This is a genomic window from Streptomyces sp. V4I2 (assembly GCF_030817655.1).
Taxonomy (GTDB): Bacteria; Actinomycetota; Actinomycetes; order Streptomycetales; family Streptomycetaceae; genus Streptomyces; species Streptomyces plumbiresistens.
In genome coordinates this window covers 9,375,800-9,401,310 of the sequence record NZ_JAUSZM010000003.1, presented here as the reverse complement: position 1 = coordinate 9,401,310, position 25,511 = coordinate 9,375,800, and the positions used below count along the sequence as shown (strand labels likewise).

The 25,511-nt window shown below is 71.1% G+C and carries 23 protein-coding genes and 1 pseudogene; 11 read left to right on the top strand and 13 right to left on the bottom strand.

The window, feature by feature from the left end:
- Window positions 1-9 precede the first annotated feature (9 nt).
- Complete coding sequence (locus QFZ76_RS43860; RefSeq protein WP_307678913.1) at window positions 10-1,053, top strand: hypothetical protein; 1,044 nt, start codon at window positions 10-12, stop codon at window positions 1,051-1,053.
- A 131-nt stretch (window positions 1,054-1,184) separates the two neighbouring features.
- On the top strand, window positions 1,185-2,393 hold the full coding sequence (locus tag QFZ76_RS43855) for a lactonase family protein (protein ID WP_307678912.1): 1,209 nt from the start codon (window positions 1,185-1,187) through the stop codon (window positions 2,391-2,393).
- Here QFZ76_RS43855 and QFZ76_RS43850 read toward each other — a convergent pair.
- Complete coding sequence (locus tag QFZ76_RS43850) at window positions 2,361-3,086, bottom strand: DUF2470 domain-containing protein (RefSeq protein ID WP_307678911.1); 726 nt, start codon at window positions 3,084-3,086, stop codon at window positions 2,361-2,363. The two genes, QFZ76_RS43855 and QFZ76_RS43850, sit on opposite strands and share 33 nt — an antisense overlap.
- 112 nt (window positions 3,087-3,198) lie before the next feature.
- A complete protein-coding gene (locus QFZ76_RS43845; RefSeq protein WP_307678910.1) occupies window positions 3,199-3,801 on the bottom strand; it encodes a TetR/AcrR family transcriptional regulator in 603 nt (200 codons plus the stop codon).
- Between the two features lie 108 nt (window positions 3,802-3,909).
- On the opposite strand from QFZ76_RS43845, the gene QFZ76_RS43840 reads away from it, so the two are divergent.
- Complete coding sequence (locus QFZ76_RS43840) at window positions 3,910-5,430, top strand: cytochrome P450 (RefSeq protein WP_307678909.1); 1,521 nt, start codon at window positions 3,910-3,912, stop codon at window positions 5,428-5,430.
- On the opposite strand, the gene QFZ76_RS43835 is transcribed toward QFZ76_RS43840, so the two are convergent.
- Window positions 5,392-6,222 carry a pentapeptide repeat-containing protein gene (locus QFZ76_RS43835; protein WP_307678908.1) on the bottom strand — a complete coding sequence of 277 codons (831 nt, stop codon included), beginning with the start codon at window positions 6,220-6,222 and terminating at the stop codon, window positions 5,392-5,394. The genes QFZ76_RS43840 and QFZ76_RS43835 overlap by 39 nt on opposite strands.
- 199 nt (window positions 6,223-6,421) lie before the next feature.
- Between QFZ76_RS43835 and QFZ76_RS43830 the strand changes: the two genes are divergently transcribed.
- Window positions 6,422-6,622 (top strand): DUF5999 family protein, encoded by a 201-nt coding sequence (locus QFZ76_RS43830; protein ID WP_266451112.1) that lies wholly within the window; start codon window positions 6,422-6,424, stop codon window positions 6,620-6,622.
- 1 nt (window position 6,623) lies between these two features.
- Here QFZ76_RS43830 and sigJ read toward each other — a convergent pair whose 3' ends face one another.
- From sigJ to QFZ76_RS43780, 10 genes are all read right to left on the bottom strand, one after another.
- Window positions 6,624-7,517, bottom strand: coding sequence for an RNA polymerase sigma factor SigJ (sigJ, locus tag QFZ76_RS43825; RefSeq protein ID WP_307678907.1), 894 nt, complete (start codon window positions 7,515-7,517; stop codon window positions 6,624-6,626).
- Window positions 7,518-7,598: 81 nt separating this feature from the next.
- Complete coding sequence (locus QFZ76_RS43820) at window positions 7,599-8,213, bottom strand: FxLYD domain-containing protein (RefSeq protein ID WP_307678906.1); 615 nt, start codon at window positions 8,211-8,213, stop codon at window positions 7,599-7,601.
- Window positions 8,214-8,293: 80 nt separating this feature from the next.
- Window positions 8,294-9,595, bottom strand: coding sequence for an alpha/beta fold hydrolase (locus tag QFZ76_RS43815; RefSeq protein ID WP_307680304.1), 1,302 nt, complete (start codon window positions 9,593-9,595; stop codon window positions 8,294-8,296).
- A gap of 110 nt (window positions 9,596-9,705) precedes the next feature.
- Window positions 9,706-10,731: a LacI family DNA-binding transcriptional regulator gene (locus QFZ76_RS43810; protein WP_307678905.1), complete on the bottom strand. Its 1,026-nt coding sequence runs from the start codon at window positions 10,729-10,731 to the stop codon at window positions 9,706-9,708.
- An 87-nt stretch (window positions 10,732-10,818) separates the two neighbouring features.
- On the bottom strand, window positions 10,819-12,243 hold the full coding sequence (locus tag QFZ76_RS43805; protein ID WP_307678904.1) for a BNR repeat-containing protein: 1,425 nt from the start codon (window positions 12,241-12,243) through the stop codon (window positions 10,819-10,821).
- A 38-nt stretch (window positions 12,244-12,281) separates the two neighbouring features.
- Window positions 12,282-12,605 (bottom strand): L-rhamnose mutarotase, encoded by a 324-nt coding sequence (locus tag QFZ76_RS43800; protein ID WP_307678903.1) that lies wholly within the window; start codon window positions 12,603-12,605, stop codon window positions 12,282-12,284.
- A gap of 14 nt (window positions 12,606-12,619) precedes the next feature.
- Window positions 12,620-13,705, bottom strand: coding sequence for a rhamnose ABC transporter substrate-binding protein (rhaS, locus tag QFZ76_RS43795; RefSeq protein ID WP_307678902.1), 1,086 nt, complete (start codon window positions 13,703-13,705; stop codon window positions 12,620-12,622).
- Window positions 13,706-13,718: 13 nt separating this feature from the next.
- The gene (locus QFZ76_RS43790) at window positions 13,719-14,744 is read right to left on the bottom strand and encodes an ABC transporter permease (RefSeq protein ID WP_307678901.1); all 1,026 of its coding nucleotides are present in this window, start codon (window positions 14,742-14,744) and stop codon (window positions 13,719-13,721) included.
- Entirely contained in the window at window positions 14,737-15,819 is a 1,083-nt protein-coding gene (locus QFZ76_RS43785; protein ID WP_266451103.1) for an ABC transporter permease, read from the bottom strand. The genes QFZ76_RS43790 and QFZ76_RS43785 overlap by 8 nt, the downstream gene beginning before the upstream one ends.
- Window positions 15,820-15,847: 28 nt before the next feature.
- On the bottom strand, window positions 15,848-17,365 hold the full coding sequence (locus QFZ76_RS43780) for a sugar ABC transporter ATP-binding protein (protein ID WP_307678900.1): 1,518 nt from the start codon (window positions 17,363-17,365) through the stop codon (window positions 15,848-15,850).
- Between the two features lie 248 nt (window positions 17,366-17,613).
- Between QFZ76_RS43780 and rhaI the strand changes: the two genes are divergently transcribed.
- The 7 genes and pseudogenes from rhaI to QFZ76_RS43745 form a co-directional block, all read left to right on the top strand.
- Window positions 17,614-18,783, top strand: a complete 1,170-nt coding sequence (rhaI, locus tag QFZ76_RS43775) for an L-rhamnose isomerase (protein ID WP_307678899.1) — start codon at window positions 17,614-17,616, stop codon at window positions 18,781-18,783.
- A 128-nt stretch (window positions 18,784-18,911) separates the two neighbouring features.
- Window positions 18,912-20,951: a bifunctional aldolase/short-chain dehydrogenase gene (locus QFZ76_RS43770; protein WP_307678898.1), complete on the top strand. Its 2,040-nt coding sequence runs from the start codon at window positions 18,912-18,914 to the stop codon at window positions 20,949-20,951.
- Window positions 20,948-22,396 carry a rhamnulokinase family protein gene (locus QFZ76_RS43765; protein ID WP_307678897.1) on the top strand — a complete coding sequence of 483 codons (1,449 nt, stop codon included), beginning with the start codon at window positions 20,948-20,950 and terminating at the stop codon, window positions 22,394-22,396. The genes QFZ76_RS43770 and QFZ76_RS43765 overlap by 4 nt, the downstream gene beginning before the upstream one ends.
- A gap of 71 nt (window positions 22,397-22,467) precedes the next feature.
- Window positions 22,468-23,223 carry a (Fe-S)-binding protein gene (locus tag QFZ76_RS43760; RefSeq protein ID WP_307678896.1) on the top strand — a complete coding sequence of 252 codons (756 nt, stop codon included), beginning with the start codon at window positions 22,468-22,470 and terminating at the stop codon, window positions 23,221-23,223.
- On the top strand, window positions 23,220-24,731 hold the full coding sequence (locus QFZ76_RS43755) for a LutB/LldF family L-lactate oxidation iron-sulfur protein (RefSeq protein ID WP_307678895.1): 1,512 nt from the start codon (window positions 23,220-23,222) through the stop codon (window positions 24,729-24,731). Before QFZ76_RS43760 ends, QFZ76_RS43755 begins: the two co-directional genes overlap by 4 nt.
- Window positions 24,728-25,372, top strand: a complete 645-nt coding sequence (locus tag QFZ76_RS43750; RefSeq protein ID WP_307678894.1) for an LUD domain-containing protein — start codon at window positions 24,728-24,730, stop codon at window positions 25,370-25,372. Before QFZ76_RS43755 ends, QFZ76_RS43750 begins: the two co-directional genes overlap by 4 nt.
- A pseudogene (locus QFZ76_RS43745) lies at window positions 25,363-25,461 on the top strand (ABC transporter ATP-binding protein); the annotation flags it as partial. The gene QFZ76_RS43750 and the pseudogene QFZ76_RS43745, both read left to right, overlap by 10 nt.
- Window positions 25,462-25,511: the final 50 nt, after the last annotated feature.

Below are 25,511 nucleotides of genomic sequence, written 5' to 3'. Positions count from 1 at the left end.
GGCGGGCCGATGACCGACACCACCGTGCGGATCGACGGGAACACACTGCGGCTGCCGGGCGGTGCGGCGGTGCGGTTCGTCCGCACGCTGCGGCTGCCCGAGACAGGCACGCATCCGCTGCCGCCGGGGCTAGGCGAGTTCCCCGTCCGCCGGGTCAGCGACTACCCGGACACCGTCCCGGAGGGATGGCGGGCGCGCGGCGGGGTGATGCTGCCGGTGTACCTGCGCGAGGCGATGTGGCTGAGCTTCTCGGGCACCAGGGAGCCGGCCGCGTTGCAGGTCGGGGTGGGCAAGGTGTGCGCGGTCTCGGGCCGGCCCTGGAGCGGGAGGCTCTCCCGCGATCCGCAGAACTACGTCGTCCTGCCGCGTCAGCCGTGGCTGGACGGCATCAACTCCGGGAAGGGCACGGTCCGCCAGTTCGTGGCGGTGCCGCTGGGGCTGGGCGCGACCGTCGAGGGGCAGGTCACGGGCGAGGAGGTCTGGGGCGGCGTACAACTGCAGTCCTTCCCGTTGAACGAGGGGCCGCTGGCCCGGTGGCGCGAGAAGGAGCGGCTTCGGGCCGAGCGGGCCAGGGCGATGCCTTCCCCGGGCAAGAGCTACGGAGCGGCGATGCCCATGGCGGCACCGGCAGCCCCTGCCGCGGCTCCGGCGGGAGGCCGGCCGCGGGCCGCGGCCGCCATGGGTCTCGGTGTGGGCGGCTCGATGCGCCAGGAGGTCTACCGGGACGACCGGCCGCCGGCGGACTGGGCCGAGCAGCCCGCGGGCCGGGTGTTCGTGCACCTGGTGACGCCTCCCGAGTGGCGCCGCATCACCGGCGAGGCTCCTCCGCCGTCGCCCGTGGACCGCGCCGCGTACACCCGCGCCGGGCTGCCCTGGTTCGACTACTACGACCAGGACGCCGCGGACCTCACCGCCACGGACACCCTCCAGGACGTCAAGCCGGTCGGCGACTGGCTCGGGGACGACCACGAACCCTGGCAGGAGCCCTCGCCGCAGCAGGTGCAGCCGCTGAAGGACGCGCCGGGGAAGCCGGTCGAGGACGGCGACTGGTAGGCGACTGGTAGCCGACAAGCCGACGGGCCTGTTGCGCCTTGCGCAACGCGGGATGCCGTTGTTGCACCTGACCGCGGATGCACGTCAAGGTGGCAGTCGTGACGGGACGAGCGACGACCTGAGGTGTGCACATGGGCAGTGAGGGCTGGAGCAGGCGCCGATTCGTCGGCGCCCTGACAGGGGCGGGTGCCGCGGCCGTACTGCCCGCGTGCAACGACGCGCCGCCGCCCACCGACCCGACGGCCGCCGAGGCTGGTACGAGCACTCCTGAGGCGAGTACGAGCGCTCCGGCGCGGAGCCGCGCGCCCTCCGGCCCCCGTCCGCTCTATGTCGGCACCTACACCTCCGTGGAGGGCGGCGGCACCGGCATCGGTCTGGCCACCTATGACGCCACGAGCGGCCGTATCACCAAGACCGGCACGCTCACCGGCGTCGGCGACCCGTCGTACCTCGCGGTGCATCCGAACGGGCGCACGCTGTACGCGGTGAACGAGCGCGAGGCGGGTGCCGTGACCGCCGTGCGGCTGTCCGACCGCAAGGTTCTGGGGAGCCGCAGCACCGGCGGCGGGGGGCCCTGTCATCTGTCCGTGCATCCGGGCGGGCGCTGGCTGCTCAGCGCCAACTACACGTCCGGCAGTGTGGCCGTGCACCCGATCGATGCTTCGGGCGCGCTCGGTGAACGCGCCGATCTGGTCACGCACTCCAGTCCGGCGCCCGGGCCGGGCCAGGAGGGGCCGCACGCCCACCAGTTCGTGACGAGTCCGGACGGCGGCCATGTGCTCGCCGTCGACCTGGGCACGGACACCGTGTACACCTACCGCCTGGACGAGCGGACCGGCCGGCTCGGCGAGGTCGCGCAGGCGCACACCCGGCCGGGCGCCGGGCCGCGGCACCTGACCTTCCACCCCGGGGGCCGGTACGCGTATCTGGCCAACGAGGTCGACAACACGGTGGCGGTCTGCGCCTACGATCCGGACGGCGGCCGACTGACCGTAGGTGACGCCCAGTCGACGGGGACCGGCTCGGGGACCAACTACCCGGCACAGATCCTGGTGACGTCGAACGGCGCGTACGCCTATCTCGCCAACCGGGGCCACAACAGCCTCACGCGTTACGCCGTGGAGGCGGACGGCGCCCGGCTCAGGCTGCTCGACACGGTTCCGGTCTCCGGCGACTTCCCGCGGCAGATCGCCTTCTCGCCGGACGGGACGCTGCTGTTCGCGGCGAACCAGAAGTCCGGCACGGTGAGCGTCTTCCACGTGGACGAGGACAGCGGTGAACTGCGGCTCGCGGGCGAGCCGTTCGCGTCACCCGTCGCCGTCTGTGCGCTGCCGCTGTAGCGCCCGGGGGCAGGTGGCGGCGCTGGCCTGGGTGAGCAGGACGTGCATGCGCTCCGTGAGCTGGGAGACGTCGTCGGCGGGCCGGTGGAAGGCCAGCCGTACGTCGCCGTTGCCGCGGGCGCGCTCGATGCGCAGCGTCAGCCCGTGCCGGTCCACCGCGAGGGGCTGGACGCGGACCGCGCCGTGCAGGCTGTCGGAGTCGACGAGGCGGGTGAGCCGCTCGACCGCGTCGGCGTGGCAGTCGGCGAGGTGCGTGAGCAGCCGGGCCTCGGCGGTGGCCAGCGGGTCGGGTGCGGCGGCCGCGAACTCGTCGAGGTCGACGACCACCGCGCCGGACGGCCGGCGCAGCACCACACGCGTGGGCCGGAACGCCAGGTGGCCGTCCTCGGGGACGAACCAGCCGGCCATCCACAGCCGGGCGCGGATCCGGTTGCGCACGGGGACGGGCGCTACGTCGGCGAACTCCAGGACGGCGGACGGCTCCCCGCGGGGCGCGCAGATCGCGGCCGCGAGCAGGGTGCTGTCCTCGGGCACGTGCAGCAGCACCCGCCCGTCCTCGGCGACGGTGTGCGCGCCGACGAACTCCTCGCGTCCGCCCTCCGCGGTCACCGCGCAGGACCATGCGGCGGCGAGCACCGAACGGGCCCACTCCGCCGTGGAAGGAGCCGCCGTCCAGGTTTGGCTGTCACCCATCCCAAAACCCCCTTAGGTAAGCCTTGCCTAACCTATCGAAGATCGGGGCCGAAGCCAACCGCGAGCGGACATGAATGTCCCGGGGACGGTTCGAACGGCCGGGCGGTCCCGGTCAGATGACGCCCAGCAGCGCCTTGGCGCACAGGTCCCGCACCTGCTCCCGGGACAGCTCCGAGCCGCGCAGCCACTCCAGGCAGACGGCGGTGGTGAACGCCAGCCAGCCCCGGACGGCCAGCCGGAGGTCGGGCCGCTCCTGTGCGAGCGGGCCGAACTCGGGGTCGGCGGCCAGTGCCGCGAGGATCTGCCGCTCCTGCGCGGCCAGCGCCGTCCGATAGACCTTGCGGACCGACTGGTCGCCCGCCGCGTCGGCACGGTGGAAGGCGCGGTAGCCGTGCGCGTGCGCCCGGACGTACTCGAGATACGTGTCGAGGCCGGCGGCGAGCTGCTCGCGCACCGGCACACCGGGCACGGCCGCCGTCATCCGCAGCATCCGCTCGCTCTCCCGCTCGACGACCGCCGCGAAGAAGTCCCGCTTGGTCGGGAAGTAGTGATAGAGCAACCCGCGCGAGACACCGGCGATCTCGGCGACCTGCTCGATCCACACCTCGTCGTACGGGCTCTCGGAGAACAGCCGCGCCCCCACCGACAGCAGCTGCTCCCGGCGCTCCTCGGTGCTGAGCCGACGGCGTGCGCGTTCGCCCTGGTTCGCGGCCATGGGCCGCACTTTACTTGACGTCGATTCAACAGCGGGACCAGACTGGAGCGCGTTGTTGAACCGACGTACAACACGCTCACCCTGCCGCCGCACCAAGGGAGACGGTCCATGGCGGACACGACGGAAGGGGCAACGCTCCCCACCGGATTCCGCGGTGCCGAGCAGGGCTGGCCGGAGCTGCGCCGCATCCCGCATCCGCCGCACCGGCTGCCCCTGCTCGGTGACGTGATCGGCGTCGACCGGCACACCCCTCTGCAGGACACCGTCCGGAACGCCCGGCAGCTGGGGCCGATCTTCCGGCGCAGGGCCTTCGGCAGGGAGTTCGTGTTCACGTGGGGCGCCGAGCTCGTGGCCGACCTGGCGGACGAGTCGCGGTTCGCCAAGCACGTGGGGCTGGGGGTCGCGAACCTGCGGCCGGTCGCCGGGGACGGGCTGTTCACGGCGTACAACCACGAGCCGAACTGGCAGCTGGCCCACGACGTCCTGGCCCCGGGCTTCAGCCGGGAGGCCATGGCGGGCTACCACGCGAACATGCTGGCGGTGGCCGGGCGGCTCACCGACCACTGGGACCGCGAGCTGGTGGCGGGCCGGGCGGTGGACGTGCCCGGCGACATGACCAAGCTGACCCTGGAGACGATCGCGCGGACCGGCTTCGGGCACGACTTCGGCTCCTTCGAACGCGACCGGCCGCACCCCTTCGTGACGGCGATGATCGGCACGCTCACCTATGCGCAGCGGCTGAACACGGTGCCGTTCCCCCAGCTTCTGCGCCGCGCCGCGCGTCGCAACGAGGCCGACATCGCCTACCTCAACCGCACGGTCGACGACCTGGTCCGTGCCCGGCGTACGGCGGGCTGGGACGGGGGCGGAGACCTGCTGGACCGGATGCTGCAGACGGCCCACCCCGAGACCGGGGAGCGGCTGTCGGCGGAGAACGTCCGGCGCCAGGTCATCACCTTCCTGGTCGCGGGCCACGAGACCACATCGGGCGCGCTGTCCTTCGCCCTCCACTACCTCGCCCGGCATCCGGGCGTCGCCGCCCGGGCCCGCGCCGAGGTGGACGAGGTCTGGGGCGGCACGGCGCTGCCCGGCTACGACCAGGTGGCCAAGCTGCGGTACGTGCGCCGGGTGCTGGACGAGACACTGCGGCTGTGGCCGACGGCGCCCGCCTACGCCCGGGAGGCCCGGCAGGACACGGTGCTCGCGGGCACGCATCCGATGCGGCGGGGCGCGTGGACGCTGGTGATCACGCCGATGCTGCACCGCGAGCGGGCGGTCTGGGGTGCCGACGCCGAGGAGTTCGACCCGGACCGCTTCGAGGCGAAGGCCGTACGGTCCCGTCCCCCGCACGCCTTCAAGCCGTTCGGGACCGGGGCGCGGGCCTGCATCGGGCGGCAGTTCGCGCTGCACGAGGCCACGCTGGTCCTCGGCCTGCTGCTGCGCCGCTACGAGCTGCGGCCCGACCCGGACTACCGGCTGCGGGTGACCGAGCGGCTCACGCTGATGCCTGAGGGGTTGCGGCTGTACCTGGAGCGGCGGGCGGGCACCACCGCGGGCCCGGCTGCCCCGGCCGCCGTCGACGAGGCTCCGTCAGAGCCGCGCTGTCCAGTGCACGGGGCGGGTGACTGACCTCGGCAGCCGGGTGCCCGCGCTGCCCCGGGCCGTGTTCAGCTGCGGCTGGGTGAGGAAGAAGGCGTCGGTCAGGTCCGCGTCCGTGAGGTCGGCGTCGCGCAGGTCGGCGCCGACCAGATCCGCGCCGCGCAGGTCGGCGCCGGTGAGGTCGGCGGCTATGAAGTAGGCGCCGCGCAGATTGGCGCCCCGCAGGTCGGCGCCCTTGAGACGGGCGCCCATCAGGTCCGCGCCGCGGCGGTTCTTCTTCTTGCCGCGGATGCCCGCCCGGGCCAGCTCGCTGGTCTTCAGGAGGAGCACGTTGACCTCCTGTCGGTGTGCGCCGACGTCCAACGCGCCGAGTTCCTCCGGGGTTTGACGGGTGAGCGCCTCGGTCCGCTCCAGCGCCCGGCCGAGGTCGGCGTGGATCGGGCGGGCGGCCGGCAGGGTGAGTGCCTCGGTGAGGTACCAGAGCAGTTCGTGGAGCTGGCGGACGACCGGGAAGACCTCGACCATGCGCCGGGCGTCCTCGGGTGGGCCCGTGCGCCGGTCCCGGCCGCCGAAGGTGATCTGCGAGACCTTCTGCCCGGCGCCGAAGCAGTCGTACACCGTGCAGCCGTTGAAGCCCTTCGTCCGCAGCTCGGCGTGGATGCCGCAGCGGTGGTCGCCGCGGAGGTTCGGGCAGGGCGTGCCGGCCGGCTTGTCGATGGCGAAGTCCGCCGAGGCGGCGAAGGGCAGAGCGACGCAGCACAGGCCGAAGCAGCGCTCGCAGTCGCCGCGCAGCTCGGCCCGGTCGGTCATATGGTCTGGCATGACCTCCAGCCTACTTTCCCGCAGGTCATGCCCCCGATCCGCGTCCCTCCGGCGTGGAGCGGACGCGGCCGTGGGCCGGAAACTCACCGATGGGTTTCCGGCCTTGTGGGGGTCCCCTCATCCAACCGAAAACAACCTCCGCTACCACTGAGGTACGAGCCGAACCAGGCAGGAGCCGTACCCGGATCGAGGAGACGCCATGTGCAGCCACCAGCCCCCGTGTCCCACCGCCGACAGCCCGGACCACCCCTGCGCCGTCATCGTGTCGGCCCACCCCGAACAGGGCTGGAGCCTGCTGTGCAACGGCACCATCGTCTTCGACGACACGGGTGAACTCCTGCCCGACGGACGGGTCGTGAGCCCGCACCGCAGCCTCGGCGCGCCGGCTCTCGCCGCCTGACTCAGCCCAACGCGCCGGGCAGTTCGAGACCTGCGAGGCGGTCGGGATCGGCCAGGATGTACATCTCGGTGATCCGGCCGTCGACGACGGTGACGCCCATGACCGACTGCAGCTGTCCGTCGGGGGCGTTGAGCAGGCCGATCTCGCCGTTGACGAGAGCGACTTGGGCGAGCGGCGCGAACTGCCGGAACATGAGCGCCTGTTCGGCCACCGCCTTCGCGCCGCGCACCAGTTTCGAGGCGGCCGCACCGGCGACGAGCGCCCCGGAGTCGACCCGCAGCACGATGTCGGGATGCAGGACGGCGAGCAGCGCCTCGAAGTCCCCGGCGCGGCTGGCGGCCAGGAAGGCGTCGACGACCTGGCGTTGCCTGCCGAGGTCGGGTTCGGCCGAGGGCGTGGCCCCCTGGACCCGGCGCCGGGCCCGGCTGGCCAGTTGGCGGGTCGCGGCCGGACTGCGCTCCAGGATCGAGGCGATGTCGTCGAACGGCACCGCGAACATGTCGTGCAGCACGAACGCGAGCCGCTCGGCGGGTTCCAGGGTCTCCAGGACCACCAGGAGGGCGAGACCGACCGAGTCGGCCTGGAGGACCTCCTGCTCCGGGTCGGTCCGCGTGAGCGGCCGGATCACCGGGTCGGGGACGAACGTGTCGTCGAGGGGGTCCTCGCGGCGCACGGTGCGCGAGCGCAGCAGGTCGAGGCAGACCCGGCCGACGACGGTGGTCAGCCAGCCGCCGAGGTTGTGGATGTCGCCCGCGTCGGTGCGGCTCAGCTTCAGCCAGGTCTCCTGGACGGCGTCCTCCGCCTCGGCCAGCGAGCCGAGCATGCGGTAGGCCACCGCCCGCAGGTGCCCGCGGTGTTCTTCGAAGCGGTCCGCGAGCAGTTCCGTCTCGTTCATGCCGTCCCCCAAGACGATCCCGGCGCCGTGTGAAGGCGTGTTGATCCAACCACGCCTGTGCCGGGCTGTGAACGTCTCGCCTCAATAGCGCTGTGCCTTGGCCAGTTTCGGCGTGAGGACCGGTTCGGCGGGCTTGCGGCTGACGGCGAAGGGCTGGGCCTTCTCGCCGGGTTCGAGGTCCTCCGCGCCGACGTACCGGGTCTCGACGGCCTTGCCGGAGTCGTCGAGGAAGTCGACCTGGACGGCGTACGACGCGGTCCGGTCGGTCTTGTTGGTGATGGTGACGACGACGGCGAGCAGGCCGCCGGTCTCGGAGCGCGGTTTGCCGGTCATGGCGACGTCGGACATCGCATTGCCCTGTCCGTCGACGTCCTTGAGCTCGGCCGCGGCGGCCTGGTTCGCCCGCTCCACCTCGGCCGACACCGAGGCCTCGAAGGAGGCCGCCGCGGCCGATGCGGAGGAGGCCGCCGCGGAGGCCGCCGCGCGCGCCGACTCGACGGCGGAGGAGGCCTTGGACTCCAGCGCGGTGGGCGGTGTGCCGGAGAAGGAGGCCGTGTCGGGGGCGGTCGGCCGCGCGGTGTTCGGCGTACCGGTGTCGTCGTCCGTGCCGCACGACACCAGCACGAGCCCGGCGGCCACCACCAGCGCGACGGCGGCCGGCCGGGACCGGACGAGAGGGACGATGGGTTCGGGCATCCGAGCCTCCTGAGCCGCCGAGCCAACGAAACGCACCTTATGCCGGAATTTCCGGCCCGGCATGTCGGCTCGGCGTGGCCTCAGGCCTCGTCGCGGGTGAGTGCCAGCAGCCGGTCCAGGACGCGCGGGCCGCCTGCCCGTACGCCGTCGTGTTCGAACTCGTCGGTCACCCAGGTGCGCAGGCCGCGGACGGCGCGGGCCGTCTGAAGGGCGTGGGAGGTGTCGACGTACATGTCGTCGTGGTAGACGGCCGCCGCGGCCGGAACCTCGTTGGCGGCGAGGCGGGCCGGGTCGTACAGGGGGGTCCAGTCGGTGCGGGCGGCGAGGAGTTCGGCGGTCTCGCGCAGGGGGCGCAGTGCCGGGTCGCAGTCGAACATCCAGGGGTGGACCGACTCGCCGGTGAACAAAAGCGGTCCGTCGCCGGCGAGGGTCTTGGCGGCGTCGAACCGGGGGAACTCGGTGCGGACGCGTTCGGCCGACCAGACGGTGGGACGCCGGTCCTGGCCGTAGATCGCCTCGTGGACCAGGGCGTACAGGGGGTGACTCGCGTACGACAGGAGGGCCTGGGCCTCTTCCTGGAACGCGTCGGACAGGGCGGGGCCCTGCGGGGTGCGCACGAAGGCGTGTTCCAGGAGGAAGTGCAGGCGATGGCTGCCCTCGCTGCCGCCGAGGATGCGACCGAGGGACTGGAAGGCCTCGGCGGTGAGCCGGTAGCCGTTCGGCAGGACCGGCTCGTGCTGCAGGACGTACTCGGCGATCTGCCGGGCGCGGTCGACGTCCTGCGGGTAGCGCTCGTAGTGCGCGGTGACCTTGCGCTCGATGCGCGGGTAGGCGGCCCGGTAGACGTCGTCGGCGTGGGCGTCGAGCGAGGGCAGGCCGCCGGTGACGACGGCGGCGCGCAGGCCCTCCGGGGCGATCGACAGGTAGGTCACCGTGCAGAAGCCGCCGAAGCTCTGGCCGAGGACGGTCCAGGGGGCGCCGCCCGTGACGGCCGGGCGGATGGCCTCGCAGTCACGGACGATGGAGTCGGCGCGGAAGCGGGCCAGGTAGTCGGCCTGTTCGACGGGGCCGCCGCGCAGCGGGAGCGTCTGGCGGTTGGCGGGGGTGGAGTGGCCGGTGCCGCGCTGGTCCAGGAGCAGGACGCGGTACTCCTTCAGGGCGCGGCCGAGCCAGGCCGGCTTGCCGACGAAGCGGTTCGCCCCGAAGCCGGGGCCGCCCTGGAGGTAGACCAGCCACGGCAGGTCCTGGCCCGCCTTGTCGCTCGCGACGACCTCGCGGGCGTAGAGCTCGATGCTCTCCCCCGCCGGGTCGTCGTGGTCGAGGGGCACGGTGAAGCGGCGGTCGGTGAGGACGACGCCGGGCTGGCGGTAGGTGAGGGACAACAGGGCTCCCGGGACGGACGGATTGCGGACCGCGTCCCAGTTCAGCACATGTTCCTGCGGCCACCGACCCCCGGGATCATGAAATCCTACTGACCCTGGAGTCAGCTGAGTCAGCGTGCCGAGAGGCTGGAGCGGCGCACCACGAGTTCCGGCTGGAGGACGACGCTTCGGTGCGTGTGACCGCGCGGCGAGGTCTCCTCCTCCGTCTCCTCCAGGAGGAGCTCGGCGGCCAGGGCGCCCATGGTGACGGCGGGCTGGCGGACCGAGGTGAGCGGGACGGCCGCCGCGGCGGCGAACTCGATGTCGTCGTAACCGACGATCGCCAGCTCGTCGGGGACGCCGACGCCGGCCGCGTACATGGCCTGCAGGACGCCCAGGGCGAGCAGGTCGTTGGCGCAGAAGACGGCGGTCGGGCGGTCGCCGAGGCCGAGCAGGCGGGCGCCGGCGTCCCGGCCGGCGGCCACGTCGAGCCGTTCGGTGGGCAGTTCGCGGAGGGCTTCGGGGCCGAGGCCGGCCTCGGCGAGGGCGTTCAGGGCGCCCGTACGGCGGTCGCGGACCTGGTTGAGGCCGGGCGGGCCGCTGACGTACGCGAGGGAGCGGTGTCCGGCGTCGACGAGGTGTCGTACGGCGAGCGCGCCGCCCGCCACGTCGTCGACGGAGACCGAGCACTCGGTGGTGCCCTCGGCGACCCGGTCGACGAGGACGAAGGGGATGCCGTGGCGCCGGAAGGACTCGATGTTGCGGCCCGTCGCATCCGCGGGCGTCAGCAGGACGCCCCGGACCCGCTGCTCGGCGAAGAGCGAGAGGTAGTCGGCCTCCTCGCCGGGGTTCTGGGCGCTGTTGCAGACCATCACGCCGAGGCCGGCCTCGCGCGCGGCCCGTTCCGCGCCGCGCGCCACGTCGACGAAGAAGGGGTTGCCCATGTCGAGGACGAGCAGGCCCATGATGCGGCTGCGGCCCGCGCGGAGCTGGCGCGCGGACTCGCTGCGGACGTAGCCGAGCCGGTCTATCGCGGACAGCACCCGCGCACGGGTCTCGGTCGCGACCGTGTCCGGACGGTTGATGACGTTCGAGACGGTACCGACGGAGACTCCGGCGGCACGGGCGACGTCCTTGATACCCACCGACTGGGCCATCTGGCGGGGACCTCCTGGAGAACGATGAGGAACGAGCGCGGCGGGAAGGGCTTCACATTACGTCATCCCGCCGCACTCCAGACCGGGTCAGGCGGGCAGTCGGAAGTCGACGACGTGGAGCGCCGAGGGGGTCGTACCGCTCGACTTCTCCTGGTAAAGGACGGACAGGACGTTGTCCTGCGCGATGCGCGTCTCGTCGATGACGACCTCGCCGAAGGCGTTGAGCCCGCTGCCGTCGAAGAGCACCGTCCAGTCGGTGTATCCGGAGGCCGCCGAGGCTCCGGCGATCCGGCCGAACGGGAAGATCGCGTACGCGTTGTCGTACTTGTCCAGGGCCAGCTTGGTGCGCTGGCTGGAGTTCAGCGGGACCGGTATCTCGGTCTTCTGCCAGGTGCCGGAGGCGTTCTTGCGGACATGGAACGCGCGGCCGTTGGCGGTGCGGTTGGCCACGTAGTCCGTAGTGCACTGCCCGAAGCGGCCCGGTACGTAGCTGATGATGGCGTGCGGCCGGCCCGCCGAGTCGGTGAACTGGCTCTCCTGGTTCATCAGGGAGTGGTCCGGGTTCAGCGGGTCCACGACGAGCCCGGCGTCGGTGACCGCCACCTTGTCGGAGCCGCCGGTGGTGCCGACCACGGCGCCCGCGTTGTTGCGCCAGGTGCGGCCGCGGTCGTCGGAGTAGACGTAGCCGGTGTCGTGGTTGGTGATGCCGCCGCTGTTGCACATCACGGCGCCGTTCTGCTCGCGCCAGGTGAAGAAGGAGTGCAGCCGGCCGTTGCGGTCGTAGTCGATGCCGTGCAGGTACATGTTGCGGGCCGTGCTGGAGCCGTGCTCGCTGGTGTAGGTGCCGGTGGAGCTGGACCACTCACCGAGGTTCGTCCACGTCGAACCGTCGTACTCGGCGAGGGCGTTGCGGCCGTTGCCGGAGATGGCGACCCGGTAGCTGAGCTGGAGCTTGCCGTCGGGGGTGGAGACGAACTGGGGATACGTGAACTGAGAGGTGAGCGCCAGTCCGTCCAGGGTGGACTGGGGTGCGCCGAAGCGGCTCGCGGTCCAGCTCAGGCCGGCCGGGTTGTCCATGAGGCCGGCCACCGACTTGACGTAGGTGAAGCCGTCGCTGTGGGAGTCCATGTTGAGGTGGAGACGGCCGTCGACCTTGGAGACGCCCATGGAGATGACGTTGTGGGAGTCGTTGACCTTGAGGGTGTGGCCGACCTGGACGGTGGACCAGGTGCTGCCGCCGAGGACGCGGCGGCCGACGACGGCGTTGCGGTCGGCGGTGTACCAGACGGCGTACTGGTAGCCCTTGTAGGTCAGCAGGCCGTTCTTCTGGAAGGAGTTGTTGTTGACCAGGCCGTCGTAGGACACGAAGAAGAGGGCCTGGCTGTCGAGGGTGGTGGTTCCGGTCCGGGTGACCGAGGGACCGGGGTCGGCGGCCCGGGCGGTTCCGGCGGCGAATACGGGGGTCATCACGGCTCCGGCGAGGGCGGCACCCAGCAGCGTACGTCTGTTCATCTCGGGGACTCCATTGTCGGCGAGGTGGAGCGGGGGGATCAGGCGAGGTGGAACACCTCGGTGAGCGGTTTCATGGCCTCGTCGGGCCGGGCGCCGTCCAACAACTCGAAGAACGGCGCCATCTCCGCCTGCCAGCGAGCGTTGACCTCGGTGGCTTCCATGCCGGCCTGGGCGGCGGCGAAGTCCTCGGTCTCCAGGTAGCCGACGAGCAGGCCGTCGTCCCGCAGGAAGAGCGAGTAGTTGTGCCAGCCGGTGGCCGAGAGTGCCTGAAGCATCTCCGGCCACACGGCGGCGTGCCGCTCTCGGTACTCGTCGAGACGGTCCGCCCGGACCTTCAGCAGGAAGCACACACGCTGCGTCAACGCCACTCCAGTGACTAGAAGTTGAACTGGTCGATGTTCTTCGCGTCGAACACGGTCGGCTTGCCGAGGCTGATCACGCCGTCCTTGCCTATGGTGTACTCGCCCATGTCGCCGGCCTTGAAGGTCTCGCCCTCCTTGCCGGTGATCTGACCCGACACCAGCGCGACGGCGGTACGGGCGGCCAGCTCGCCGAGCTTCGACGGGTCCCACAGCTCGAAGCCCTCGACGGTGCCGTTCTTGACGTACTTGCGCATGTCGTTGGGGGTGCCGAGGCCGGTCAGCTTGACCTTGCCCTTGTACTTGGAGCCCGACAGGTACTGGGCGGCCGCCTTGATGCCGACGGTGGTCGGGGAGATGATCCCCTTCAGGTTCGGGTACTCCTGGAGCAGGCCCTGGGTCTGCTGGAAGGACTGCTGGGCGTCGTCGTTGCCGTACGCGGTCTTGACGAGCTTGATGTCCTTGTACTTCGGGTCCTTGAGTTCGTCCTTCATGAACTCGATCCAGGTGTTCTGGTTGGTCGCGGTCTGCGCGGCGGACAGGATCGCGATCTCGCCCTTGTAGCCGATCTGTTCGGCGAGCAGCTGCACCTCGGTGCGGCCGAGGTCCTCGGCGCTGGCCTGCGAGACGAAGGCGTTGCGGCACTCGGGGTTGGTGTCCGAGTCGTAGGTGACGACCTTGATGTCGTTGCTCATGGCCTGCTTGAGCGCGGTGCACAGGGCGCCCGGGTCCTGCGCGGACACGGCCATCGCGTCGACCTGCTGCTGGGTGAGCGTGTTGACGTAGGAGACCTGGCCGGAGGTGTCGGTGGCGCTGGAGGGGCCGACCTCCTTGTAGCTGGAGCCCAGCTCCTTCAGGGCCGCCTCGCCGCCCTTGTCGGCGGAGGTGAAGTACGGGTTGTTGACCTGCTTCGGCAGGAAGCCGACGGTCAGGCCCTTCTTCAGTTCGGCGTTGGGATCGGCCTTGCCGGCGGAGGCGGCGGAGCCGGTGCTGTCGCTCTTCACGTCCTCCTTGGTGGTGCCACCGCAGGCGGTGGCGGCCAGGGCGAGGGAGGTGACGGCGGCGAAGGCCACACAGGTGCGGCGGAGGGTCGACTTGCGCATGGCGAGGGTTCCTTTACGAGGGTGAACTGAGGGACGAGGTCGGGGCCGAGGCGGCTCGGCGCCCCGCCCTCGCGACAGCGATCTGCCGTGCGACCCGAGGGCCGAGCACGGAGAGGACGAGCAGAACGCCGGTGACGACGATCTGCGACTGAGCGGAGACATCCTGGAGGCTCATCACGTTCTGCAGCGCGCCGAGCAGGAAGACTCCCGCGATCGCGCCGCCGAGAGTGCCCTTGCCGCCGTCGAAGTCGATGCCGCCGAGCAACACGGCCGCCACGACGGACAGTTCGAGTCCGGTGGCGTTGTCGTAGCGGGCGCTGGCGTAGTGCAGCGCCCAGAAGATGCCGGTGAGGGAGGCCATCAGGCCGGTCACCGTGAAGAGGATCAGCTTCTGCCGCTTGACGCGGATCCCGGCGAACCGGGCCGCCTCCTCGTTCGCGCCGATCGCGAACAGCGACCGCCCGAACGGCGTGGCGTGCAGGGCGACCACGGCGATCGCGAGCAGCACCAGGAAGGGCAGGAAGGCCTGCGGGACGAAGGTGTCCCCGACGCGCCCGGCCGCGAAGTCCAGGTACTGGGTGGGGAAGTCGGTCACCGCGTCGGAGCCGAGGACGATCTGTGCGATGCCCCGGTAGGCGGCGAGGGTGCCGATGGTGACGGCGAGGGACGGCAGTCCGAGCCGGGTGACCAGCAGGCCGTTGATCAGCCCGCAGACGACACCGAGCAGCAGACAGATCGGGATGATCGCCTCGATCGTCATGCCCTGGTTCCACAGGGCACCCATCACCGCGCCGGACAGTCCGGCCGTGGAGGCCACCGAGAGGTCGATCTCGCCGGAGACCACGAGAAGTGTCATCGGCAGGGCGATGAGCGCGATGGGCAGGGTGTTGCCGATCAGGAACGACAGGTTGAGGGCGTTGCCGAAGCCGTCGACGGTGGAGAAGGACAGCAGCAACAGGACGATCAGCAGGGCACCGACGGCCCCGTCCCACCTCAAGGAGGCGGACCAGCGGACGGCGCGGGTGAGCGACTCAGGCATGGCCGGCGTCTCCCTTCTTCACGGGGGCAGCGGTGGTCCTGGCCGCGGCCGACTTCTTCTTCAGGGCCGAGGCCACGCGCAGGGCGACGATCCGGTCGACCGCGATGGCGAGGATGAGCAGGATGCCGTTGATGGCGAGCACCCACACGGAGCTGACGCCGAGGGCGGGCAGCACGCTGTTGATGGAGGTGAGGAGCAGGGCGCCGAGCGCGGCCCCGTAGACGCTGCCGGAGCCGCCGGTGAAGACCACTCCGCCGACCACGACCGCGCTGACGACGGTGAGTTCGTAGCCGTTGCCGGTCCCGGAGTCGACGTTGCCGAACCGGGCCAGGTACATGGCGCCCGCGAGGCCGGCGAGGCCCCCGCAGAAGGTGTACGCGATCAGGATCCGCTTGCGGACGGGGATGCCGGCGAGGCGGGCGGCCTCGGGGTTGGAGCCGAGGGCGTACATCTCGCGGCCGCTGCCGTAGTGCTTGAGGTAGTACGCGGTCGCCACCAGCACGACGAGGGCGATCATCGCCAGCCACGGCACGGCCGAGAGGCCGCCGGAGCCGAAGTCCACGAACCCGCCGGGCAGGTCGGCCGCGGTGATCTGGCGGGAGCCGACCCAGATGGAGTCGATGCCGCGGATGATGTAGAGGGTGCCGAGGGTGACGACGAGGGCGGGCACCTGGCCGAGACTGACGAGCAGGCCGTTCAGCAGGCCGAAGCCGATGCCGAGCAGCACCGCCAAGGCGACGGCGACGACCGGGTTGCCGCCGCCCTGGAGGTAGAGGCCGGTGGCGAAGGCACTGATGCCCAGGGTGGAGCCGACGGACAGGTCGACGTTGCGGGTGATGACGACCATGGCCTGGCCGGTGGCGACCAGCACCAGGATGGTCGCGTTCAGCAGGAGGTCCTTGATGCCCTGCTCGGACAGGAACTCGCTGTTGCCCGCCTGGGTGATGGCGATCATCACCAGGAAGACGGCCAGGATGGCGAGTTCGCGCATCTTGAAGACGCGGTCGACCAGCCGGGTGCCGCTGGACTTGGGCACCTCGGTGACGGGGGCGTGGTCGGGGGCGGTGACCGTCATGCGGCGGCCCTCCAGAAAGTTGTCGGCATCATGCGGCGGCCCTCCCGGTGGCCGCGGCCATCACGGTTTCCTCGGTGGCTTCGGAGCGCGGGATCTCGGCGGCGAGGCGTCCTTCGTGCATCACGAGCACGCGGTCGGCCATGCCGAGGATCTCGGGCAGGTCGGAGGAGATCATCAGAACGGCGACGCCGTCGGCGGCCAGCTGGCTGAGCAGCCGGTGCACCTCGGCCTTGGTGCCGACGTCGATGCCACGGGTCGGCTCGTCGACGATCAGCACCCTGGGGCCGGTGGCGAGCCACTTGGCCAGGACGACCTTCTGCTGGTTGCCGCCGGACAGGGTGTTGACGGTGTCGGCGATCCTGGCGTACTTCACCTGGAGCTTGACGGCCCAGTCGAGGGAGCGGCTGCGTTCGGCGCCGCGGTCGACGAGACCGGCCTTGACGGTCGTACGGAGTCCGGTGAGCCCGATGTTGCGCTCGATGGACATGTCCATCACCAGGCCCTGGGCGCGCCGGTCCTCCGGGACCAGGGCGAGGCCCGCGGCCATCGCGGTGGACGGGGCGCCGTTGGTCAGCGTGCGGCCGTCCACGGTGACCTCGCCCGCGTCCCAGCGGTCGATACCGAAGACGGCCCGGGCCACCTCCGTGCGGCCGGCGCCGACGAGTCCGGCAAGGCCGACGATCTCGCCGCGCCGTACGTCGAAGGACACGTCGGTGAAGACGCCCTCCCGGGTCAGTCGCCGCACGCTCAGGGCGACCTCACCCGGCTTTACGTCCTGCTTCGGGTAGAGCTCGTCGAGGTCGCGCCCGACCATGCGGCGTACGAGGTCGTCCTCGGTCATGCCCTCGATCGGCTCGCTGGCGATCCAGGCGCCGTCGCGCAGGGTGGTCACCCGCCGGCAGATCCGGAAGATCTCCTCGAGGCGGTGCGAGATGAAGAGAACGGCGGCGCCCTGCTCGCGCAGCGTGCGGACGACTCCGAAGAGACGGGCCACCTCGCTGCCGGTGAGGGCCGCGGTCGGCTCGTCCATGATCAGGACGCGGGCGTCGAAGGAGAGGGCCTTGGCGATCTCGACGATCTGCTGGTCGGCGATCGACAGGCCGCGGGCGGGACGGTCGGGGTCGAGTTCGACGCCGAGGCGCTGCATCAGGGCCAGGGTCGCGTCGTGCGTGGCCTTGTGGTCGATACGGCCGAGAGCGCGTCGCGGCCGGCGGCCCATGAAGATGTTCTCGGCGATCGACAGGTCGGGGAAGAGCGTGGGCTCCTGGTAGATCACGGCGATACCGGCGTCGCGGGCGTCGCCGGGTCCGTGGAAGAGGACGGGCTCGCCGTCGAGGAGCACCTGGCCGGTGTCCGGTCGGTGCACCCCCGCAAGGGTCTTGATGAGGGTCGACTTGCCCGCGCCGTTCTCACCGGCGAGCGCGTGCACCTCACCGGGGAACAGTTCCAGGGACACGTCCCGCAGGGCGCGCACCGCTCCGAAGGACTTGGAGACGTCCTTGAGCGACAGCACCGGGGCCGGACCCGCTTCGGACGGGTGGGTCATGAGGGGCTCCTCGACAACGCCGGCGGAAGCCGTCACAGCGTCATGAAAGGTTTCAACTTGGTTGCCGGGACGTTAGGCGCGCCAGCCATGTCACGTCAATGGTCCGCCTCGAAAAACTTTCGATAGCCAAAGGTCACGGTCAGAGCACGGGCAGCAGGCTTTGCCGGAACTCTTGACACCCCTACGGGGGAGCCATAGCTTCGCGCTTTGAATCGATTCATACGACACGGCTGACAGAGGAGCCCCAAGTGACCGATCTCGCTGCGGTGAAGGCCGCTCTCAAGACCCAGGCAGTCGAGACGCCGTCGTGGGCGTACGGGAACTCGGGGACGCGTTTCAAGGTGTTCGCGCAGCCCGGTGTTCCCCGCGATCCGTGGGAGAAGCTCGCGGACGCGGCGAAGGTCCACGAGTTCACGGGCGTGGCGCCGACCGTCGCGCTGCACATCCCGTGGGACAAGGTCGACGGCTCCGACGCATACGCAGAGCTGGCGAAGTACGCCGAGGAGCGGGGCGTGAAGCTGGGCGCGATCAACTCGAACACGTTCCAGGACGACGCCTACAAGCTGGGCAGCATCTGTCACCCGGATGCGGCGGTGCGGCGCAAGGCGGTCGATCACCTGCTGGAGTGCGTCGACATCATGGACGCGACGGGTTCGCGTGATCTGAAGCTGTGGTTCGCGGACGGCACGAACTACCCCGGGCAGGACGACATCCGGGAGCGGCAGGACCGGCTGGCCGAAGGGCTGGCCGAGGTGTACGGGCGGCTCGGCGACGACCAGCGGATGCTGCTCGAGTACAAGTTCTTCGAGCCCGCCTTCTACCACACCGATGTGCCGGACTGGGGCACGGCGTACGCCCACTGCCTCAAGCTCGGTGAGAAGGCCCAGGTCGTGGTCGACACCGGGCACCATGCCCCCGGGACCAACATCGAGTTCATCGTCGCCACGCTGCTGCGGGAGGGGAAGCTCGGGGCGTTCGACTTCAACTCGCGGTTCTACGCGGATGACGACCTGATGGTGGGAGCCGCGGATCCGTTCCAGTTGTTCCGGATCATGTACGAGGTGATCCGGGGTGGCGGGTTCTCCCCCGACGTGGCGTTCATGCTCGACCAGTGTCACAACATCGAGGCCAAGATTCCGGCGATCATCCGGTCCGTGATGAACGTCCAGGAGGCTACGGCGAAGGCGCTGCTCGTGGACCGGGAGGCGTTGGATGCGGCGCAGCGGTCGGGGGACGTGCTGGAGGCGAACGCGGTGATCATGGACGCGTACAACACGGATGTGCGGCCGCTGCTCCGTTCGCTTCGCGAGGAGATGGGGCTCGAGCCCGACCCGATGGGCGCGTATCGGCGGTCCGGGTGGGCCGAGAAGATCGTGGAAGAGCGGGTCGGTGGCCAACAGGCGGGTTGGGGGGCGTGAACGGCTGCATTGCGTCTGCCGGGTAACACCGGTTGCAGGCTGCGGGCCGTATGTGCTGGTCGCGCAGTTCCCCGCGCCCCTGGAGGGGCGCTGTCCGAACCCTCGTTTTCAAGAAGGACTGAAGAGACATGGCACCCCACCCCCAAGCCGCCGCCCTCATCGCTCGTTCCCATCGGCTCGGCGCCGATCCCCGTAACACCAACTACGCCGGCGGCAACACGTCCGCCAAGGGCACCGATACCGACCCCGTCACCGGTGGCGATGTCGAGCTGATGTGGGTGAAGGGGTCCGGTGGTGACCTCGGGACGCTCACCGAGGGTGGGCTGGCCGTGTTGCGGCTGGACCGGATGCGGGCGCTCGTCGATGTCTACCCCGGTGTCGAGCGCGAGGACGAGATGGTCGCCGCGTTCGACTACTGCCTGCATGGGAAGGGTGGTGCCGCTCCCTCCATCGACACCGCCATGCACGGGCTGGTCGGGGCCGCGCACGTGGACCATCTGCACCCGGACTCCGGGATCGCGCTGGCCTGTGCGGCGGACGGGGAGAAGCTGACGGCCGAGTGTTTCGGCGACACGGTGGTGTGGGTGCCGTGGCGGCGGCCCGGTTTCCAGCTCGGGCTGGACATCGCGGCGGTGAAGGAGGCCAACCCGCAGGCGATCGGCTGCGTCCTCGGCGGGCACGGGATCACGGCGTGGGGTGACACGTCCGAGGAGTGCGAGCGCAACTCGCTGCACATCATCCGGACCGCGGAGGCGTTCCTCGTCGAGCGTGGCAGGCCCGAACCGTTCGGCCCGGTGATAGAGGGGTACGAGGCGCTGCCCGAGGGCGAGCGGCGGGAGCGGGCCGCGGCCCTGGCGCCGTACGTCCGTGCCGTCGCGTCCCAGGACAGGCCGCAGGTCGGACACTTCACCGACACCGGGGTCGTCCTCGACTTCCTCGGCGCGGCCGAGCACCCGCGGCTCGCCGCGCTCGGCACTTCCTGCCCCGACCACTTCCTGCGGACCAAGGTCCGGCCGCTGGTCCTGGACCTGCCGCCGACGGCTCCGCTCGACGAGGCGATCGCCCGGCTGAAGGAGCTGCACGCGGAGTACCGCGAGGAGTACGCCGCCTACTACCAGCGGCACGCCGAGCCCGACTCCCCCGCGATGCGGGGCGCCGACCCGGCGATCGTGCTGGTCCCGGGCGTGGGCATGTTCTCCTTCGGCAAGGACAAGCAGACCGCGCGGGTGGCCGGCGAGTTCTACGTCAACGCGATCAACGTGATGCGCGGGGCCGAGGCGGTCTCGACGTACGCGCCGATCGAGGAGTCGGAGAAGTTCCGTATCGAGTACTGGTCCCTTGAGGAGGCCAAGCTCCAGCGGATGCCGAAGCCCAAGCCGCTGGCGACGCGGGTCGCGCTCGTCACGGGTGCGGGCAGCGGGATCGGGAAGGCGATCGCCGAGCGGCTGGTCGCCGAGGGCGCCTGTGTGGTGATCGCGGACCTCGACGCCCAGAACGCCTCTCAGGTCGCCGAGGAGCTGGGCGGGCCTGACAAGGCCGTCGCCGTGACCGTCGACGTCACGTCCGAGGAGCAGATCGCCGAGGCCTTCAAGGCGGCGGTGCTCGCCTTCGGCGGCGTGGACCTGGTGGTCAACAACGCCGGGATCTCCATCTCCAAGCCGCTGCTGGAGACCTCGGCGAAGGACTGGGACCTCCAGCACGACATCATGGCCCGCGGCTCCTTCCTCGTCTCGCGCGAGGCGGCCCGGATGATGATCGCGCAGGAGCTGGGCGGCGACATCGTCTACATCGCCTCGAAGAACGCCGTGTTCGCCGGACCCAACAACATCGCCTACTCCGCGACCAAGGCCGACCAGGCCCACCAGGTGCGGCTGCTGGCCGCCGAGCTGGGCGAGCACGGCATCCGCGTCAACGGCGTCAACCCGGACGGGGTCGTGCGCGGCTCCGGGATCTTCGCGGGCGGCTGGGGCGCGAAGCGGGCGGCCGTGTACGGCGTGCCGGAGGAGAAGCTGGGCGAGTTCTACGCGCAGCGGACCATCCTCAAGCGCGAGGTGCTGCCCGAGCATGTCGCGAACGCGGTGTTCGCGCTGACCGGCGGGGAGCTGACCCACACCACGGGGCTGCATGTCCCGGTCGACGCCGGCGTCGCGGCCGCCTTCCTGCGATGAGCGCGCACGTGAAGTCGTACGCCGCGGTCGACCTCGGCGCGTCCAGCGGACGTGTCATGGTCGGCCGCGTCGGGCCCGACAGCCTGGAGCTGACGGAGGCGCACCGCTTCCCCAACCGGCCGGTCCGGGTACCGGAAGGGCTGCGCTGGGACATCCTCGGGCTGTACCGGGGTGTCCTCGACGGGCTGCGGGCGGCCGGCCCGGTCGACTCCGTCGGCATCGACAGCTGGGCCGTGGACTACGGCCTGCTCGACGCCGACGGGGCGCTGCTCGGCAACCCGGTGCACTACCGGGACGCGCGGACCGAGGGCGTCGCGGAGAAGGTGTGGGCGACCGTGCCCGCCGAGGAGCTGTACGCGGCGACCGGCTTGCAGTACGCCCCTTTCAACACCCTCTACCAGTTGACCGCGGCGCGTTCCTCCACCCAACTGGCCCACGCCCGGCGGCTGTTGCTCATCCCCGACCTGCTCACCTACTGGCTCACCGACGAGCAGGGCACCGAACTGACCAACGCGTCGACCACCCAGCTGATCGATCCACGGACGCGCGAGTGGTCGTACGACGTCGCCTCCCGGCTCGGCATCGACCTCGGACTGTTCGCGCCGCTGCGGCAGCCCGGCGATACGGCGGGCGTGCTGCGGCCGCAGGTGCTGGAGGAGACCGGGCTGAGCGGTCCGGTGCCGGTGACGGCGGTCGGGTCGCACGACACCGCGTCCGCGGTGGCGGCCGTCCCGGCGGGCAGCGAGCGGTTCGCGTACATCTGCACCGGCACCTGGTCCCTGGCGGGCCTGGAGCTGGACGCGCCGGTACTCACGGAGGAGAGCCGCCTCGCCAACTTCACCAACGAGCTGGGGCTGGACGGCACGGTCCGCTATCTGCGCAACATCATGGGGCTGTGGCTGCTCCAGGAGTGCGTACGGGCCTGGGGCGACCCTGATCTGGGAGCGCTGCTCCTCGACGCGGCCAAGGTGCCGGCACTGCGGTCGGTCGTGGACGCGGGGGACGCCGTGTTCCTGGCGCCGGGCCGGATGCCGGAGCGGATCGCCGAGGCGTGCCGGGTCTCGGGGCAGCCGGTGCCCGAGTCCCCCGCCGAGATCACGCGCTGCATCCTCGACTCCCTCGCCCTCGCCCATCGCCGGGCCGTCGAGGACGCGCAGCGGCTGGCCGACCACCCGGTCGACGTCGTGTACGTCGTCGGCGGCGGCACCCGCAACGCCCTGCTGTGCCAGCTGACCGCCGACGCCTGCGGGCTGCCGGTGGTGGCGGGTCCGACAGAGGCGGCGGCCTTCGGGAACGTGCTGGTCCAGGCCCGGGCCCACGGACTCGTCGGTGACCTGGCGGGCATGCGGCGACTGCTCACCCGTACCCAGCCGCTCACCCGGTACGAACCTCAGGGCGATCCGGGGCGGTGGCGCGAGGCGCAGGACCGGCTCGCCATGAGGTGACGGGGACTCCCCCGGGCCCCCGGGCCCGGACTACGCTTCACTCATCCGATGATCGATCACAAGGAGCCGCGATGCGTGTCGCCCTGTTCCTGACCTGTGTCAACGACACGCTCTATCCGGACACCGGGCGCGCCGTGGTGAAACTGCTGACCAGGCTGGGCGTCGAGGTCGACTTCCCGATGGCGCAGACCTGCTGCGGGCAGGCGCACTACAACACCGGGTACCGGCATGAGGCGGAACCACTGGCCCGGCATTTCTCCGATGTCTTCCGGGATTACGAGGCGATCGTCACGCCCTCCGGTTCGTGCGGGGCGATGGTGCGGGAGCTGTATCCGAGGATGGGTGAGCGGGCCCGGGCCGAGGGGCGCGGGGACACCCTCGCGGCCACCCTGGCGCCGGTGGTGCCGAAGACATACGAGCTGACCGAGTTCCTGGTGGACGTGCTCGGGGTGACGGACGTCGGCGCGTACTACCCGCACACGGTGACCTACCACCCGACCTGTCACGGGCTGCGCAGCCTCGGGCTGGGCGACCGGCCCCGGCGGCTGCTCCAGGCCGTGAAGGGGCTGGAGCTGGTCGAGCTGCCGGGCGCCGACGAGTGCTGCGGCTTCGGCGGCACCTTCGCCCTGAAGAACGCCGATGTCTCGGCGGCGATGGGCACGGACAAGGTGCGCAACGCCGAGTCGACCGGCGCCGAGGTGCTGTGCGCGGCCGACAACTCCTGTCTGATGCACATCGGCGGGACGATGACCCGGCTCAGGACGGGTATGCGGCCCGTGCACATCGCGGAGATCCTGGCAAGCACGGAGGAGGAACCGGCGGCATGAGCGGCACGTTCGTAGGAATGCCTGTGTTTCCCCCGCCCGCCCACCCGGCCTTCCCGAAGGCCGCGCACGAGGCGGTGCACAACCAGACCCTGCGCGGCAATCTGCGGCACGCCACGCACACCATTCGCGGCAAGCGGGAGAAAGCCGTCGCGGAGATGTCCGACTGGGCGGAACTGCGGGAGGCCGGCAAGCAGATCAAGGACCACACACTCCGTCACCTGGACCGCTATCTCGTCCAGGTGGAGGAGTCGGTCACGGCCGCGGGCGGCATCGTCCACTGGGCCGCCGACGCCGACGAGGCCAACCGGATCGTCGCCCGACTGGTCAAGGAGACGGGCGAGCCGGAGGTCGTCAAGGTCAAGTCGATGGCCACGCAGGAGATCGGGCTCAACGAGGCCCTCGAAGCCGAGGGGATCCACGCCTACGAGACCGATCTCGCCGAGCTGATCGTGCAGTTGGGCAAGGACCGGCCCTCGCACATCCTCGTCCCGGCGATCCACCGCAACCGGGGCGAGATCCGCGACATCTTCGCGCGCGAGATGAGCGAGTGGGGCCGCCCGGCCCCCGAGGGCCTCACCGACACGCCCGCCGAACTCGCCGAGGCGGCCCGGCTGCACCTGCGGGAGAAGTTCCTGCGCGCCAAGGTAGGCATCTCCGGCGCCAACTTCATGGTCGCCGAGACCGGCACGCTGGTGGTCGTGGAGTCCGAGGGCAACGGGCGGATGTGCCTGACCCTGCCCGAGACCCTCATCTCGGTCGTCGGCATCGAGAAGATCGTGCCGACCTGGCGGGACCTGGAGGTGTTCCTGCAGACCCTCCCCCGCTCCTCGACGGCCGAGCGCATGAACCCGTACACGTCGATGTGGACCGGTACGACGGATCAGGACGGGCCGCAGACCTTCCATCTGGTCCTGCTCGACAACGGCCGCACCGACACCCTCGCCGACGAGGTCGGCCGCCAGGCCCTGCGCTGCATCCGCTGCTCCGCCTGCCTGAACGTCTGCCCGGTGTACGAGCGGGCCGGCGGCCACGCCTACGGCTCGGTCTACCCCGGCCCGATCGGGGCCATCCTCAGCCCCCAACTGCGGGGCACGGCGAGCGAGATCGACGCCTCCCTGCCCTACGCCTCGTCGCTGTGCGGGGCCTGCTACGAGGTCTGCCCGGTCGCCATCGACATCCCCGAGGTGCTGGTGCATCTGCGGGAGCGGGTCGTGGAGGGCGGCCCGGTGACGCGGGAGGGCAACAAGGTGATCCTGAAGCCGGCGAAGGGGCATGCCGCCGAGCGGGCGGCGATGCGCGCCGCACGCTGGGCGTTCGCGAGCCCCCGGGCGCTGCGCGCCGGCCAGCGGCTCGCCTCGCGGACCCGTCGCTTCCATCCGCGTACGCTGCCGGGCCCCGGCAGCGCGTGGAGCGCGACGCGGGATCTGCCGCCGGTTCCGGCGGAACCGTTCCGCGACTGGTGGCAGCGTACGCAGGGCGGAAAAGGCGACAAGGGGGCCGCGAAGTGAGCAGCAGGGAGCGGATCCTGGGCCGGGTGCGGCGCGCGCTGGCGGACGTGGAACAGGACGACATGCCGTACGAGCAGGCGGTTTCCCGGGACTATCTGCGCGTACACGGTGACCGGGGTGTCGAGCAGACGGTAGAGCTGCTGGCCGAGAACCTGGCGGACTACCGGGCGATCGTGCACCGCTGTACGACCGCGGACCTGGCGGCGACGCTCGCCGGAATGCTGGCCGCGCGGGGCTCGCGGACCGTGGTCGTACCGCCGGGGCTGGACCCCGAGTGGCTGTCGGCGGCGGAGGCCGAACTGGTCCTCGACCGGGCGGAGAGCACCCCGTACGAACTGGACCGGGTCGACAGCGTGGTGACCGCGTGCGCGGTGGCCGTCGCCGAGACCGGCACGATCGTCCTGGACGGCAGCCCCGACCAGGGCCGCCGTCGCATCACACTCGTCCCCGACCACCACATCTGTGTCGTACGGGTGCCCGAGCAGGTCGTGGCCTCCGTGCCGCAGTCCCTCGAACGGCTCGATCCGACGCGCCCGTTGACCTGGATCTCCGGGCCGTCGGCCACCAGTGACATCGAGCTGGACCGGGTGGAGGGAGTGCACGGCCCGCGCACCCTGGAGGTCGTCCTGGTGACCGCCTGATCGAACCGGACTCGAGGCGGATCATCGTGAACGGCGACGACATCACCGGAGTCGATCCGGTGCAGCTGCGACGGCGGATCCGGTATGTCAGGAGCAGCCCGCCGCCGGTGGCCCGGCTGGACGAGCCGGCCGGGCCCGC

Excerpts from the sequence above, each read along its gene's own strand:
- QFZ76_RS43860 (WP_307678913.1), top strand. The coding sequence starts at position 10 with ATGACCGACACCACCGTGCGGATCGACGGGAACACACTGCGGCTGCCG.
- QFZ76_RS43855 (WP_307678912.1), top strand. The coding sequence starts at position 1,185 with ATGGGCAGTGAGGGCTGGAGCAGGCGCCGATTCGTCGGCGCCCTGACA.
- QFZ76_RS43850 (WP_307678911.1), bottom strand. The coding sequence starts at position 3,086 with ATGGGTGACAGCCAAACCTGGACGGCGGCTCCTTCCACGGCGGAGTGG.
- QFZ76_RS43845 (WP_307678910.1), bottom strand. The coding sequence starts at position 3,801 with ATGGCCGCGAACCAGGGCGAACGCGCACGCCGTCGGCTCAGCACCGAG.
- QFZ76_RS43840 (WP_307678909.1), top strand. The coding sequence starts at position 3,910 with ATGGCGGACACGACGGAAGGGGCAACGCTCCCCACCGGATTCCGCGGT.
- QFZ76_RS43835 (WP_307678908.1), bottom strand. The coding sequence starts at position 6,222 with ATGCCAGACCATATGACCGACCGGGCCGAGCTGCGCGGCGACTGCGAG.
- QFZ76_RS43830 (WP_266451112.1), top strand. The coding sequence starts at position 6,422 with ATGTGCAGCCACCAGCCCCCGTGTCCCACCGCCGACAGCCCGGACCAC.
- sigJ (WP_307678907.1), bottom strand. The coding sequence starts at position 7,517 with ATGAACGAGACGGAACTGCTCGCGGACCGCTTCGAAGAACACCGCGGG.
- QFZ76_RS43820 (WP_307678906.1), bottom strand. The coding sequence starts at position 8,213 with ATGCCCGAACCCATCGTCCCTCTCGTCCGGTCCCGGCCGGCCGCCGTC.
- QFZ76_RS43810 (WP_307678905.1), bottom strand. The coding sequence starts at position 10,731 with ATGGCCCAGTCGGTGGGTATCAAGGACGTCGCCCGTGCCGCCGGAGTC.
- QFZ76_RS43805 (WP_307678904.1), bottom strand. The coding sequence starts at position 12,243 with ATGAACAGACGTACGCTGCTGGGTGCCGCCCTCGCCGGAGCCGTGATG.
- rhaS (WP_307678902.1), bottom strand. The coding sequence starts at position 13,705 with ATGCGCAAGTCGACCCTCCGCCGCACCTGTGTGGCCTTCGCCGCCGTC.
- QFZ76_RS43790 (WP_307678901.1), bottom strand. The coding sequence starts at position 14,744 with ATGCCTGAGTCGCTCACCCGCGCCGTCCGCTGGTCCGCCTCCTTGAGG.
- QFZ76_RS43785 (WP_266451103.1), bottom strand. The coding sequence starts at position 15,819 with ATGACGGTCACCGCCCCCGACCACGCCCCCGTCACCGAGGTGCCCAAG.
- QFZ76_RS43780 (WP_307678900.1), bottom strand. The coding sequence starts at position 17,365 with ATGACCCACCCGTCCGAAGCGGGTCCGGCCCCGGTGCTGTCGCTCAAG.
- QFZ76_RS43770 (WP_307678898.1), top strand. The coding sequence starts at position 18,912 with ATGGCACCCCACCCCCAAGCCGCCGCCCTCATCGCTCGTTCCCATCGG.
- QFZ76_RS43765 (WP_307678897.1), top strand. The coding sequence starts at position 20,948 with ATGAGCGCGCACGTGAAGTCGTACGCCGCGGTCGACCTCGGCGCGTCC.
- QFZ76_RS43760 (WP_307678896.1), top strand. The coding sequence starts at position 22,468 with ATGCGTGTCGCCCTGTTCCTGACCTGTGTCAACGACACGCTCTATCCG.
- QFZ76_RS43755 (WP_307678895.1), top strand. The coding sequence starts at position 23,220 with ATGAGCGGCACGTTCGTAGGAATGCCTGTGTTTCCCCCGCCCGCCCAC.